Origin of the sequence: Microbacterium awajiense, from assembly GCF_039536545.1 — a bacterium.
GTDB lineage: Bacteria > Actinomycetota > Actinomycetes > Actinomycetales > Microbacteriaceae > Microbacterium > Microbacterium awajiense.
In genome coordinates this window covers 1,698,351-1,711,746 of sequence record NZ_BAAAYU010000005.1, presented here as the reverse complement: position 1 = coordinate 1,711,746, position 13,396 = coordinate 1,698,351, and the positions used below count along the sequence as shown (strand labels likewise).

The following is a 13,396-nucleotide window of genomic DNA, read 5'->3' as shown; positions in this document are numbered from 1 at the left end:
AGGACCCCCATGACAGATCTGCCCTCGGGCGCGGGCGCGGCTGCGCCACCCCCGCCCGCCGCACCCGAGATGACCCACCGCGAGGTGCTCCAGGCGCTCACGGGCCTCCTGCTCGGCATGTTCGTGTCGATGCTGGCCGCGACCGTGGTCTCGACGTCGCTGCCCGTCATCATCCACGACCTCGAAGGCGACCAGGCCGCCTTCACGTGGGTCGTCACCGCGACACTGCTCACGACCGCGATCTCGACGCCGATCTGGGGCAAGCTGGCCGACCTGTTCAACCGCAAGCTGCTCATCCAGCTCGCCATCGCCATCTTCGTGCTCGCCACCGCGGCCGCCGGGTTCTCGCAGAATCCCGAGACACTCATCGCCTTCCGCGCCGTTCAGGGCGTCGGCGCGGGCGGCCTCGCGGCGCTCAGCCAGGTGATCATGGCCGACATCATCAGCCCCCGCGAACGCGGGCGGTACATGGGCCTGTTCGGGGCCGTGATGGCCGTCGCCACCATCGGCGGACCGCTGCTGGGCGGCGTCATCACCGACACGCTCGGCTGGCGCTGGAACTTCTTCGTCGCGCTCCCGTTCGCGGTCGTCGCCCTGATCATGCTGCAGCGCACCCTGCACATCCCTCCGCGTGCGAAGCGCACCTCGCACATCGACTACTTCGGCATCGTGCTGCTGTCGACGTCGGTCGCGCTGCTGCTCATCTGGGTGACCCTCGCCGGCGACAGCTTCGAGTGGTGGAGCCTCGAGAGCGTCCTCATGGTCGGCGGCGCGCTGCTGGGCACCGCGCTGTTCATCGTCGTCGAGCTGCGTTCGCGCGAGCCCCTCGTCCCGCTGTCGATGTTCCGCAATCGCACTTTCACCCTCGCGGTGATCGCGTCGATCGCGACGGGCATCGCGATGTTCGGGGCATCCGTCTTCCTCAGCCAGTACATGCAGCTCGCGCGGGGAGCCACGCCGACCGAGGCGGGGGTCATGACGATCCCGATGATCGCCGGCCTGCTCGTGGCCTCAGTGGGAGTCGGGGCGCTCATCACCCGATTCGGGCACTGGAAGCCGTACCTCATCGCGGGCGCCATCGCGCTGAGCGCCGGCTCGTACCTGCTGTCGACGATCGAGTACGACACCCACTTCGCGCTCGTGTCGGTGTACATGTTCCTGCTCGGCGCCGGCGTCGGCACCACCATGCAGAATCTCGTGCTGATCGTGCAGAACACCGCGAACCCCACCGAGATGGGCGTCGCGAGCTCGGGCGTGACCTTCTTCCGCAGCCTCGGCGGCACGATCGGCGTCGCGGTCATGGGCGCGGCGCTCGCTGCGCGGGTGACCGAGCTGATGGACGACAGGCGCGACGCACTCATGGCCGCGCTCGCCGGCCTGGGCGAGCAGGGCGTCGACATCGCCACTCAGCTGCAAGCGGGCACACTCCCCCAGGTCTCGGCGATGCCCGAGGTGGTCCGTGTCATCTTCGAGGACGTCTATGCGCAGGGCATCTCGCAGGCGTTCCTCATCGCCGTGCCCTTCGCGGTGCTGAGCCTCATCGCGATCGTCTTCCTGCCGAACACGCCGCTCACCCGCATGACGACCAGCGAGCGTCAGCGTGCGGGCGAGGCCGACCTCGCCACGGTATCCGTCGACGAAGGGATGCAGGCACTCACCGCCACCGGCTCAGCGCACGACGACGGCGCCGCGCAGCAGCCGGAGGCGACACGTGACGACCGCGACTAGGCTCGGCGCCATGGTCGACCCCGGGGGCAGCGGAATCTCCGACGAGCGCTCGGACGCGATCCGTTCGCTCGAGACGGAGTTCGGCGAGTTGATCGCGCGGATGCGCCACCTGATCAGCGAGAACGCGCAACGGCTGAGCCCCGGGCTGCTGCCCGGCGGCTACAAGACGTTCACGACGATCGTGCGCCGCGGCGGCATCACCTCATCGGCGCTCGCCGAGGTGCTGCTCGCGGACAAGGGGCAGATCAGCCGCACGGTCCGCGATCTCGAGCAACGCGGGCTCGTCGTGCGCACGCCCGACCCGGATGACCGGCGCTCGCAGCTCATCTCGGCGACCGAGTTCGGTCTCGAGCGCCTCGCCGCCACGCGAGCACCGCAGGAGGGACAGCTCACCGCCGCCCTCGAGGAGTGGTCGGTGGACGACATCCGCACGTTCTCGCGGATGCTGCACGCCCTCACCGCAGGCGTTCGGCCCTGACCGCACACCTTATCGACGCGGTAGCACCCGCGTAACACGGGCGAGACAATCGCGGTGTTGACTGTGGGCAGTGCAAGCAACGAGTGCTGCCGACGCCGACACGCACGCGGAAGGAGCGACCGATGAGATTCCGGCCGCTGCGATCATCCCCGAGCGAACGGGCCGCCGCCATCGCGGTCCCCGCTCCCCCCGAGACGATGCGGGCCGTCGTCTTCGACGAACCGGGGGCAGCCGACGTGCTCCACCCCGCGGTCGTCCCGGTCCCCTCGCCGGTGCTGAGCGAAGTGCTCGTCCGCGTGGTCGCCGCCGGGATCAATCCCATCGATGCCAAGACCCGGGCTGGAAAGGGCGTCGCCGGGGCCATCGACCGGTTCCCGACCGTGCCGGGCTACGACTTCAGCGGCATCGTCGTCCGTTCGCCCTACGAAGCCCATCCCTTCCCGCCCGGCACCGAGGTGTACGGGATGGCCCCGTATCCGCGCTCGGGCGGATCGTACGCCGAGTACGTCGTGGCTCCGACACTGTCACTGGCGCGCAAGCCCGCGTCGCTGTCGCACGTCGAGGCCGCGGGGGTTCCGCTGGCGGCCCTCACGGCGTGGGGCCTGGTCGTCGAGACCGCGCACGCCCACGAAGGACAGCGGATGCTGATCCACGCGGGCAGTGGCGGCGTCGGCCACTTCGCGGTGCAGTTCGCCGCCTACTTCGGCGCCCACGTCACGGTCACCGGCTCGGGTCGGAATGCCGCGTGGCTGCGCGAGCTCGGTGCCTCCGTGGTCATCGACTACACCACGACGCGGTTCGACGAGGTCGTCTCCGACATGGACGTCGTCATCGATCTCGTGGGCAACGTCTCGGCGAACACCGGGACCCGCTCGCTGCAGGTGCTCCGCCCCGGAGGCCTCTACGTCCTGGTGCCGACGGGCTCGTGGCCCGACTACGCGGAGCGTGCCGATGAGGCCGGCGTCCGCGCGACCTCGTACCGGGTCATCCCCGACGGCAGCGCGCTCGCGACGGTCGGTCGGCTGCTCGACTCGGGAGCCGTGCAGGTCTACATCGACAAGGTCTTCGACCTGGATGCCGCCGCCGACGCGCACGCCGAACTGGAACAGGGCCACACTCGCGGAAAGGTCGTACTGCGGGTCAGCGACGACTGACACACCGTCACACGGGCGCGAGCACGCGCCGGCCCTCGGCGACGATCTCGGCGGCGATGGCGTCGAGCAGGGGTGTGCGCAGATTCCACTGCTGCCAGAACAGCGGCACGTCCACCGGCGGTCCGCCGAGGGCGACGATCTCCCCCGCCGCCACGGCGGCATCCGACTGCAGCCGTGGCAGGAGAGCCCACCCGAGCCCGAGCCGCACCGCAGCCGCGAAGTCGGCCGATGCCGGCACGTAGTGGCGCGGGGGCATGTGCTCCGCCGCCTCCATCGCCCGCAGCCACTGGGTCTGAAGGTCGTCCCGACGGTCGAAGTCGACTACGGGCGCGGCCGCCAGTGCGGTCGGTGTGGGTCCGTCGGGAAACCACTGCGCCATGGCGGACATCGCGACGAACGCCTCGTAGCGCATCGAGCCCAACGGTGTGACGCGGCATCCCGCGACCGGTGTCGCTCGAGAGGTGACGGCGCCCATGACCGTGCCCGACTCGAGCAGGGCGGCCGTGAAGTCCTGGTCATCGCGGCGCAGTTCGAAGACGACCGAATGGCGCGCGCTCAGCCGTGCCAGCGGCGGGAGGAACCACGTCGCCAGCGAGTCGGCGCTGACGGCGAGGGGAACCGAGACCACGGCCTCATCCCCGCCTGCTGCGCCGAGTTCGGCCAGAGCGTCGTGCTCCAACAGCGCCGCCTGGCGGGCGAGCCGGACGACCGCGACGCCCGCATCGGTCGGACGCGCGGGCTTGGCCCGCACGAGCAGCACCTGTCCCAGCAGTTCCTCGAGCGACTTGATGCGCTGGCTCACCGCCGACGGCGTGAGATGCAGTCGGCGAGCGGCGGCCTCCAACGTGCCCTCGTCGACGACGGTGGCAATGGTCTCGGCGAGATCGAAGGGAATCCGCATCGTAAGTCACGCTAATGCATCTGAAGGATCATGAGCTGGATTCGATACCCCTCGCTCTCTAGCGTGGAACCGTGCTCCCCTCGTTCCTGGCCGGTCTCGGTCTCGGCCTCTCGCTCATCATCGCGATCGGAGCACAGAATCTCTTCGTGCTTCGGCAGGGGATCCGCCGCGAGCACGTGCTGGCGGTCGTCGCGGTCTGCGCAGCATCCGACATCACGCTGATCGCGCTCGGGGTGTCCGGCGTCGGGTTGGCGATCGCCGCACTCCCCTGGCTGGTGACGGTGGTGCGCTGGGCGGGGGCGGTCTTCCTCTTCGTGTACGGAGCGCTCGCCGCGAAGCGCGCGTGGCGGCCATCGGGAGAGGCGCTCCAGGTCGGCGAGCGCGCCGCGGCGGGTGTCCGTGGCGACGTCGCGACCGCGACGCGCACTCGGACGATGCCGGTCGTGTTCACCGCACTGGCCCTCACCTGGCTGAACCCGCACGTCTACCTCGACACGGTGTTCCTGCTCGGGGGCGTCGCCGGCACGCACGGTGACGGCCGGTGGACCTTCGCGGCGGGGGCGATGATCGCGAGCGCCGTGTGGTTCACCGCGCTCGGGTTCGGCGCCCGTCACCTCGGCCGCCGGCTCGCCACGCCGCGCGCATGGCGCATCCTCGACGGCGTGATCGCAGTGGTGATGATCGGACTCGGGATCAGCTTGGTGGTCGGCGCCTGAGTGTCGGCTCGTCGATCTCGAGGCAGGCGTCGAGACCGTCGTCGAGAAGTACGTGAGCAGGCTGGCATACGGGACCGCGCCATGACCCCGCCGGAGGTTTTTTGCGCACCGTATGCCGACCAGAGTGATCACTTCGAACAGCGCGGACCGCGCGCTGCATGCAGAACCTTCAACCCTTGAATTGTTACAAGTTTTCGAAAAGGCTGGTCAACAGGGCACTGGAAACGATAGGCATTGCTCATGACGCATACCCTTCCCCCCTCCGCACCGCCACGCGCGGCGCGGCGCCTGCGCACGCTCGCCGTGCTCACGACGGTCACGGCACTCGCCGTCACCATCCTGACGCCCACCGCCGCTGCGGCGCCCGATCCCGCCATTCCCGTCGTCGACGGGAAGACGGCGCCGTTCTCGGACTACGCCAGCGCCATCCGCGAGCGCGTGTTCATTCCGGTCGACGGCGTCGACCAGGACCTCGACGGCGTCACCGACGTCACCGCGATCGACATCATCCGTCCCGCCGAGACCGCCGACACGCTGCGCGTGCCTGCGATCATCGACCCGAGCCCGTACTACACGACCGTCGGGCGTGGGAACGAGGCACAGCGCCTGCAGGATCTCGACGGCGACGGCGTCACCGATCTGTTCCCGCTCTTTTACGACAACTACTTCGTCCCGCGCGGGTACGCGGTGATCCACGCGCAGATGAACGGCACCGGGTTCTCCACCGGATGCCCGATGCACGGCGGAGCCGGCGACATCCAGAGCATGAAAGTCGTGATCGACTGGCTCAACGGGCGCGTCGCCGGGTACGACGGCGACGGTGTCGCAGTGACGGCCGACTGGCACACCGGGAAGTCGGCGATGATCGGCAAGTCCTACGACGGCACCCTCGCCAACGGCGTGGCCGCGACCGGGGTCGAGGGCCTGACGACGATCGTGCCGATCGACGCGATCAGCGACTGGTACCGGTACTCCCGCACCAACGGCATCCGCCACAACACGAACTATCCGTCGAGCCTGGCCAACACGGTGACCAACCCCGATCGACGCGCGCTGTGCGCTCCGACGCGCACCACGCTCAGCGAGATCGACGGCGATGAGACGGGCGACTACAACGCGTTCTGGGACGAGCGCGACTACACCCGCACCGTCGACGCCGTCACCGCCTCGGTGTTCGCCGTGCACGGCCTCAACGACGACAACGTGCGCATGAGCCAGTTCGCCGACTACTGGCAGGCGCTCGCCGAGCACGATGTGCCTCGAAAGGTCTGGCTCCCCCGGCTCGGACACATCGATCCGTTCGACTTCCGCCGTGATGTCTGGGTCGACACGCTGCACCGCTGGTACGACTACTGGCTGCACGGCATCGAGAACGGCATCATGAGCGAGCCGCAGTCCACGGTCGAGTTCGGTCCGGCCGAGTACGTCGATGAGGCCTCCTGGCCGGCACCGTCGACGGAGTACGTCGACCTGAGCCTGAGCGGAACCGCCTCGGGCACGCCGGGAAGCCTGGCGTTCCGTCCGGTCGACGGCGCGTCGACCCTGCAGATCGTCGGCGGCTCGAACTCGCCTTCGGAGACCTCGCTGGCGAACAACCCCGAGGCGACGCAGTCGAACCGGCTCGTCCTGCTGTCGGAGCCCCTCGCGCAGGACCTCCGGATCTCGGGAACGCCGGTCGTCCAGCTGGATGCATCGCTCAGCCAGGAGCAGTCGAACCTCTCGGCGCTGTTGATCGACTACAGCACTGCGACGCGCACGCCGCGCTCCCCCGGCGACGGCATCCAGACCCTCACCGAGCGCACGTGCTGGGGTGCCGAGACTCCGTACGACTCTGCGTGCTACCTCGAGACCGCACGTCGTTCGAGCGAGTCGGCCTACTGGCGCGTATCTCGCGGTGTGCTCGACTCGTCGAACCGCGAGTCGTTCGCCGAGGGCGCGGCGACCGTCGTCACGCCGGGCGCGGAGTACGACTTCGATTGGAAGATGGAGCCCTACGATCACGTGTTCCGCGCCGGATCGCGCATCGGCGTGGTGCTGTCGACCAACCTGTCGGGCTTCACGGCCGGCTCTCCCGGCGCCACGGTGACCCTCGACGCCGTGACGTCGTCGATCTCCCTGCCGGTGGTCGGCGGAACCCGGGCGGCCTTCGCGTCGGGAGCCTTCGGGGTCCCGATCGAAACCGTTCGGCCGCAGACGACACTCGTCTCGCCGACGACGGCGGGTCCGCTGCGCACGCTCGAGATCCAGGTGGACGCGACGGACGACATCGGCCTCGACGCGGTGGTGGCGAACATCTACCAGTCCGGCAAGCTCGTGAAGTCGACACAGACCGCCGGCAACGGCGCGACGTCGGTGAGCCACACCGCGACGGTCGCTCTGCCGGACGGCACGTATCAGATCCGCTACAACGCCAGGGATGCCGCGGGGAACCTCTCGCTCACGCGGGAGACGACCGTCACCCTCGATGCGACGGCTCCGACGGTGACCGTCAAGTCGGGCGACTCGTTCACCAAGGGAGCCGACGGCACCTACTCGCTCGTGAGCTTCAAGCTGCACGACGCGGGCATGATCGACAGGCTCACGCTCAACGGTGTGGAGAAGGATCTGACCAACAGCGTCTGGTCCGACCTGAACTACGTCAAGCCCGGCACGTTCGGCGGTGAGTTCGGCGAGAACACCCTCGTCGTCCACGACGTCGCAGGCAACACGCAGACGGTCGTCTTCGTGCTCACCGAGCCCGCCTGGAGTGCGGCGACGGTGTACGGCGCAGGCGACACCGTCTGGTACAGCGGGTCGACGTGGCTCGCAACCTGGTACGCGAAGGGGCAGCCGCCGGGGCAGCTCTATGGACCGTGGCAGGAGATCCGCCAGACCACGGACGGCACCGCCGTGTGGACGCCCACGCGCATCTTCGTCAGCGGCGACGTCGTCGAGCATGACGGTGTGCGCTACACGGCCAAGTGGTGGACGCGCAATCAGGTGCCGGGCGACCCGAACGGGCCCTGGGCACGTCAGGGCTGACACAGCACCGGTGGGGTGTCCCGATCCATCGGGGCACCCCACCGCTCTGTGCTGCATCCGTCACTCTGTGCCGCATCCGTCCGCACTGGCACGATGGGTGGCATGCGACGGGTGAAGGCAGTGGTGTCGGGCAGCGTCCAGGGCGTCGGATACCGCTACACCCTGCGCATCGTCGCGCGCGAGGCCGGGGTCACCGGCTGGGTGCGCAACCGCCGCGACGGCACGGTCGAGTCCGAAGTCGAGGGCGAGGATTCCGCCGTCGACGAGGTGCTGGCATGGATGGCGAAGGGCCCGCCCGGGTCGCGCGTCGACGCGGCTCGGGTGACCGAGCTCGCTCCCGCGCACACAGAGCGGGGCTTCGATGTCCGCGACACCTGCTGACCGACGACGAAGGGCCCCACCATCGGGTGGGGCCCTTCGTGCGGATCTCTCGTGAGGCGGATCAGCCGATCGCGTTGACGTCCAGCGGGATGCCGGGGCCGAACGTGGTCGACACGGCACCCTTCTGGATGTAGCGACCCTTCGAGCTCGACGGCTTCAGACGCACGATCTCGTCGAGAGCGGTCTGCAGGTTCTCGTCGAGCTGCTGCTCGGTGAACGAGGCCTTGCCGACGACGAAGTGCACGTTGGCGTGCTTGTCGACGCGGAACTCGATCTTGCCGCCCTTGATCTCCTCGACGGCCTTGGCCGGGTTCGGGGTCACCGTGCCGGTCTTCGGGTTCGGCATGAGGCCGCGCGGACCCAGCACCTTGCCGAGGCGACCGACCTGACCCATGAGCTCGGGGGTCGAGACGGCCGCGTCGAACGCGGTCCAGCCGCCGGCGACCTTCTCGATGAGCTCGGCGCCGCCGACCTCATCGGCACCCGCGGCGATCGCCGCCTCAGCGGCGGGGCCGGTCGCGAACACGATGACGCGAGCGGTCTTGCCGGTGCCGTGGGGCAGGATGACGGTGCCACGCACCATCTGATCGGCCTTGCGGGGGTCGACCGACAGCTTGAGCGCCACCTCGACGGTGGAGTCGAACTTGCCCGAACCGGTCTGCTTCGCGAGGGCCACAGCCTCGGTCGGCGTGTAGAACTTGTCCGCCTCGATCTTGGCGGCAGAGGCCTTGTAGGCCTTGGACTTGGTTGCCATCTTCTCTTCTCCCCTCAGTCCTCGACCGTGATGCCCATGGAACGGGCGGTGCCGGCGATGATCTTCGAGGCTGCCTCGATGTCATTCGCGTTCAGGTCGGGCTGCTTGGCCTCGGCGATCTGGCGCACCTGCTCCTTGGTGAGCTTGCCCACCTTGGTCGTGTGCGGGGTCGACGAGCCCTTGGGGACGCCTGCAGCCTTCTTGATCAGCTCGGCGGCCGGCGGGGTCTTGAGGATGAACGTGAAGCTGCGGTCCTCGTAGACGGTGATCTCGACCGGGATGACGTTGCCGCGCTGCGACTCGGTCGCGGCGTTGTACGCCTTGCAGAACTCCATGATGTTGACGCCATGCTGACCGAGCGCGGGCCCGATCGGCGGCGCCGGGTTGGCGGCGCCGGCGTTGATCTGGAGTTTGATCAGTCCGGTCACCTTCTTCTTCGGTGCCATGTGTTTTCCTTTCGTCGAATCGGATGCCGCGGCATCCGGTTCTCCCGCGATCCAGGCCGTTCCTGGACGCGGTGTCTCTGACCCCGTCTCCGGGGATGTCTCTACTGCTTGGTGACCTGGTCGAACGAGAGCTCGACGGGGGTCTCGCGCTCGAAGAGCGACACGAGCACGGTGAGCTTGCCGCTCTCGGGCTTGATCTCGCTGATCGAGCCCGGAAGGCCCGCGAACGAGCCCTCCTTGATCGTGATGGTCTCGCCGACCTCGAAGTCGACCTCGGTGACGACGCTGCGCGCAATGGGCTGACCGCCCTTGCCCGCGGGAGCCCCCGTCTTGGCAGGCGCGGTCTCCTTGATCTCGACGAGGCTCTTGAGCATGTTGAAGGCCTCTTCGAACCGCAGCGGCGTGGGGTTGTGGGCGTTGCCCACGAATCCGGTCACGCCGGGCGTGTGGCGCACGACCGACCAGGTGTCTTCGTTGAGCTCCATGCGCACGAGCACGTAGCCCGGGATCCGGACGCGCGTGACCATCTTGCGCTGGCCGTTCTTGATCTCGACGACGTCCTCCATGGGGACCTCGATCTGGTAGATGTCCTCTTCGACCTCGAGCGTCGACTTGCGCTGCTCGATGTTGGCCTTCACCTTGCGCTCGAAACCGGCGTAGGAGTGGATGACGTACCACTTGCCCGGCAGCATGCGCAGATCGGCGCGGAAGGCCTCGTACGGGTCCTCATCGGCGTCGGCGGCATCCTCGTCCTCGGGCGCCTCCGCCGCATCCGCCGGCGAGACCGACTGCTCGACCTCGTCGACGACAGTGGCGGCCGCGTTCACCTCGGCGACGAACTCGCCGTCGAGCACGGGGCGGTCCTCATCGCCGTTGACGTCCGGGCCGTCGTAGGGGGTGACGTCGTCGGCGTGGGCGGCCTCGTACTCGGCCTCCTCCTCGGCGATCGAGTCGTTGAGCACCTCGGCGGCGGCTTCGGCCTCATTGGTCTCGTCGATGTTCAGGGCGTCGTTCACGATCGCGTCGGCCTCCGGGTCCGTGATCTCGATGTCGTCCAGATCGGAGTCGTCGTCGTCCTGCTCGTCGTCACCGTCGGCGACGACGTGGACGGCGACATGCTCTGCGGCGTCGCTCGCGTGGATCTCGGCCGCCAGGATGTTGCCCTCCTGAGCCTCGTCCTCTTCGGAGGACTGCTCTGCGGCCGTCGCCCAATCGGCGTCGTCGACATATCTTTCTGACACTTGGTTCTCTTCCGTTTCGTCAGGGCCGGATCGCTCGTCGGACCCCGCGTCAGGTCTCAGGACGGTACGCCGAAGACGACGGTCGCGACCCACACGAACAGCAGATCCAGCCCGTACACGACGGCCATCATCACCACGACGAAGCCCAGCACCACGGCCGTGTACTTCAGCAGCTCCTGCCGCGTCGGGGTGACGACCTTGCGGAGCTCGGCGAAGACCTGCCGGATGAACAGTGCGATACGCGCGAAGACGTTGGGCTTCTTCTCGCGCGGCGCGCCGCCGCCGGCGACGATCTCGCCGTTCGGCTCGTCCTGGACCATCGATGCCACCTGATTACCTTCCGTGAGTCAGCTTCGGCTGACGCGCAGGGCGGACAGGAATCGAACCTGCAACCTGCGGTTTTGGAGACCGCTGCTCTGCCAATTGAGCTACCGCCCTAAAGGCCGTGAGGCCTCGGGATGTCCGCAGTCCTCTGCCGTGTCCTCGAGAGTCAGGGGGCTCTGCCCGTTCGCGGGCACGGCGAAAGAATGCAGACTTCAACTGCATCCCCCAGTGTACGGCATGCCCGCGGGGCCCGACGAATCCCCGTGGGCGGCCGCGCAGCCTTCAGGATGCACGGATCAGTACTGCTGCACGCCGTAGCGGTCGGGCTCCGGGCCGCGCCCGAACGCGCGCCCCGACAACGAGTGAGGGGTGATGCGCACGTAGACGTACTTGAGGGTCGGAATCCAGGGCTTCAGGCCCAGGCCGTCCGCCGCCTCGACCTCCGTCGACGAGTCCAGGGCGCGGGCGTGCCCACGCACGACCACGCTCCACGCGGCGTCGTCGGTATAGTCGTCGACCTCGAAGAGCACCTCGTCGTTGACGGTCAACTCGACGAGCTTGCTGCCCTGACCGGTGCGGAAGACGATCTCTTGCCCATCGACGACGTAGTTCACGGGGAAGATGTCGAGCACATCCCCCACCCGGGTCACCAGACGTCCGAGTTCGTGTCTGCCCAGATGCTCCCAGCATCCGTCGTCATCGAGTACGGTCACCGGTCCCGAGCCGTCGTCAGCCATGCAGCCAGCCTACGACGCCACCGGGCCTGTGGAACAGACTCGACGGCACCGTCGATCGTGACATTGCGCGCGAGCCGACACGTCTCGGACGCGGCGGATGTGTCGACTCGCGCGAACCGTGTCGACTCGTGGCGGATGCCTCTTCTCAGGCGATGCGGATGAGCTTCTTGTTCACGAACTCGTCGGCGGCCAGCAGGCCCATCTCGCGTGAGGTGCCGGAGCGCTTGACACCCCCGAAGGGCAGCTCGGGCGAGTCGGCGAGCACGCAGTTGACGTAGACCATGCCCGCGTCGATGCGGTTCGCGACGCGCTCGGCCTGCTCGGGGTCTGTCGTGTACACGTACGACCCGAGCCCGTAGGTGGTGTCGTTCGCGAGCGCGACCGCCTCGTCTTCGCTCGAGACGCGGTACACCACTCCGGCGGGGCCGAACAGCTCCTGCCCGTAGACGTCCATGTCCTTCGTGACGCCCGTGAGCACCGTCGGCGTGTAGTACGCGCCATCGCGCGTCCCGCCGGCGACGAGAGTGGCGCCCTGCGCGACGGCGTTGTCGATCTGGGCCTGGAGGCCTTCGGCCGCCTTCAGCGACGAGAGCGGGCCCAGCAGCGTGTCCTCCGCGAAGGGGTCGCCCATCTTGGTGCCGGTCATCGCAGCGGTGAACTTCTCGACGAACGCGTCGTAGATGTCGTCGGCGATGATGAAGCGCTTCGGGGCGTTGCAGGACTGGCCGTTGTTGTCCATACGGGCCTCGACCGCGGCATCCACGGTGGCGTCGAGGTCATCGGTGGACAGCACGATGAACGGGTCGGACCCGCCGAGTTCGAGCGCGACCTTCTTGAGGTTGCGACCTGCGACCTCGGCGACGGCAGCGCCGGCGCGCTCGGAGCCGGTCACCGACACGCCCTGCACGCGCGGGTCGGCGATGATGCCCGCGGCCTGCTCGTGCGAGACGTACACGTTCGTGTAGACGCCCTCGGGCAAGCCTGCGTCGGCGTAGATGCGGGCGATCGCCGCGGCCGACTCGGGGCACTGCTCGGCGTGCTTGAGCACGATCGTGTTGCCGAGCACGATGTTCGGCGCCGCGAAGCGGGCGACCTGGTAGTAGGGGAAGTTCCACGGCATGATACCCAGCAACACGCCCAGCGGCGCCTTGCGGACGACGGCGGTGCCCTCGCCGAGGATGTCGAGCGGCTGATCCTTGGTGATCGCCTCGGCGTTGTCGGCGTAGAACTCGGTGATGTCGGCGGCGAAGTCGACCTCGCCCTCGGCGGCGGCGAGCGGCTTGCCCATTTCGCGCACGATGATCGCCGACAGCTCGTCGCGGCGCTCGCGGTGCAGTTCGGCGACGCGGCGGATCAGACGCGCACGCTCGGCGACGTCGGTCTCGCGCCAGGCTCCGTATGCGGCGTGGGCGGTGGCCAGCGCCGACTCGACCTCTGCGTCGGTCAGCGTGGGATACGTCGCCTCGGTCTCGCCGGTCGCAGGGTTCACGACTGCGTAGCTCATGCTCAGGTCTC

At 68.5% G+C, this 13,396-nt stretch carries 13 protein-coding genes and 1 tRNA gene; 6 read left to right on the top strand and 8 right to left on the bottom strand.

The features are described 5' to 3' along the window. Window positions 1-69: 69 nt before the first annotated feature. From ABD663_RS14615 to ABD663_RS14605, 3 genes are all read left to right on the top strand, one after another. On the top strand, window positions 70-1,728 hold the full coding sequence (locus ABD663_RS14615; protein ID WP_344740260.1) for an MDR family MFS transporter: 1,659 nt from the start codon (window positions 70-72) through the stop codon (window positions 1,726-1,728). 10 nt (window positions 1,729-1,738) lie between these two features. After that, entirely contained in the window at window positions 1,739-2,206 is a 468-nt protein-coding gene (locus ABD663_RS14610) for a MarR family winged helix-turn-helix transcriptional regulator (RefSeq protein ID WP_344739797.1), read from the top strand. 122 nt (window positions 2,207-2,328) lie between these two features. Beyond that, window positions 2,329-3,360, top strand: a complete 1,032-nt coding sequence (locus tag ABD663_RS14605) for an NADP-dependent oxidoreductase (RefSeq protein ID WP_344739795.1) — start codon at window positions 2,329-2,331, stop codon at window positions 3,358-3,360. Between the two features lie 7 nt (window positions 3,361-3,367). Here ABD663_RS14605 and ABD663_RS14600 read toward each other — a convergent pair whose 3' ends face one another. After that, window positions 3,368-4,261, bottom strand: coding sequence for a LysR family transcriptional regulator ArgP (locus ABD663_RS14600; RefSeq protein ID WP_344739793.1), 894 nt, complete (start codon window positions 4,259-4,261; stop codon window positions 3,368-3,370). Window positions 4,262-4,332: 71 nt separating this feature from the next. Between ABD663_RS14600 and ABD663_RS14595 the strand changes: the two genes are divergently transcribed. The 3 genes from ABD663_RS14595 to ABD663_RS14585 all read left to right on the top strand — a co-directional run bounded on the left by ABD663_RS14595 (window position 4,333) and on the right by ABD663_RS14585 (window position 8,379). After that, entirely contained in the window at window positions 4,333-4,977 is a 645-nt protein-coding gene (locus tag ABD663_RS14595; protein WP_344739791.1) for a LysE/ArgO family amino acid transporter, read from the top strand. 240 nt (window positions 4,978-5,217) lie between these two features. Then, window positions 5,218-7,998, top strand: a complete 2,781-nt coding sequence (locus ABD663_RS14590; RefSeq protein WP_344739789.1) for a CocE/NonD family hydrolase — start codon at window positions 5,218-5,220, stop codon at window positions 7,996-7,998. Between the two features lie 102 nt (window positions 7,999-8,100). Beyond that, on the top strand, window positions 8,101-8,379 hold the full coding sequence (locus ABD663_RS14585; protein ID WP_344739787.1) for an acylphosphatase: 279 nt from the start codon (window positions 8,101-8,103) through the stop codon (window positions 8,377-8,379). 61 nt (window positions 8,380-8,440) lie between these two features. Here ABD663_RS14585 and rplA read toward each other — a convergent pair whose 3' ends face one another. The 7 genes from rplA to ABD663_RS14550 form a co-directional block, all read right to left on the bottom strand. Further along, on the bottom strand, window positions 8,441-9,133 hold the full coding sequence (gene rplA / locus ABD663_RS14580) for a 50S ribosomal protein L1 (protein WP_344739785.1): 693 nt from the start codon (window positions 9,131-9,133) through the stop codon (window positions 8,441-8,443). 14 nt (window positions 9,134-9,147) lie between these two features. After that, window positions 9,148-9,579, bottom strand: a complete 432-nt coding sequence (gene rplK / locus ABD663_RS14575; protein ID WP_344739783.1) for a 50S ribosomal protein L11 — start codon at window positions 9,577-9,579, stop codon at window positions 9,148-9,150. Window positions 9,580-9,680: 101 nt separating this feature from the next. Next, complete coding sequence (gene nusG / locus ABD663_RS14570; RefSeq protein WP_344739781.1) at window positions 9,681-10,820, bottom strand: transcription termination/antitermination protein NusG; 1,140 nt, start codon at window positions 10,818-10,820, stop codon at window positions 9,681-9,683. Between the two features lie 56 nt (window positions 10,821-10,876). Then, on the bottom strand, window positions 10,877-11,140 hold the full coding sequence (secE, locus tag ABD663_RS14565; protein WP_344740258.1) for a preprotein translocase subunit SecE: 264 nt from the start codon (window positions 11,138-11,140) through the stop codon (window positions 10,877-10,879). A 45-nt stretch (window positions 11,141-11,185) separates the two neighbouring features. Next, window positions 11,186-11,258 (bottom strand) — tRNA-Trp (locus ABD663_RS14560). Window positions 11,259-11,440: 182 nt separating this feature from the next. Beyond that, window positions 11,441-11,881, bottom strand: a complete 441-nt coding sequence (locus ABD663_RS14555) for a pyridoxamine 5'-phosphate oxidase family protein (RefSeq protein ID WP_344739780.1) — start codon at window positions 11,879-11,881, stop codon at window positions 11,441-11,443. Window positions 11,882-12,026: 145 nt separating this feature from the next. Further along, on the bottom strand, window positions 12,027-13,385 hold the full coding sequence (locus tag ABD663_RS14550; protein WP_344739778.1) for an NAD-dependent succinate-semialdehyde dehydrogenase: 1,359 nt from the start codon (window positions 13,383-13,385) through the stop codon (window positions 12,027-12,029). Window positions 13,386-13,396: the final 11 nt, after the last annotated feature.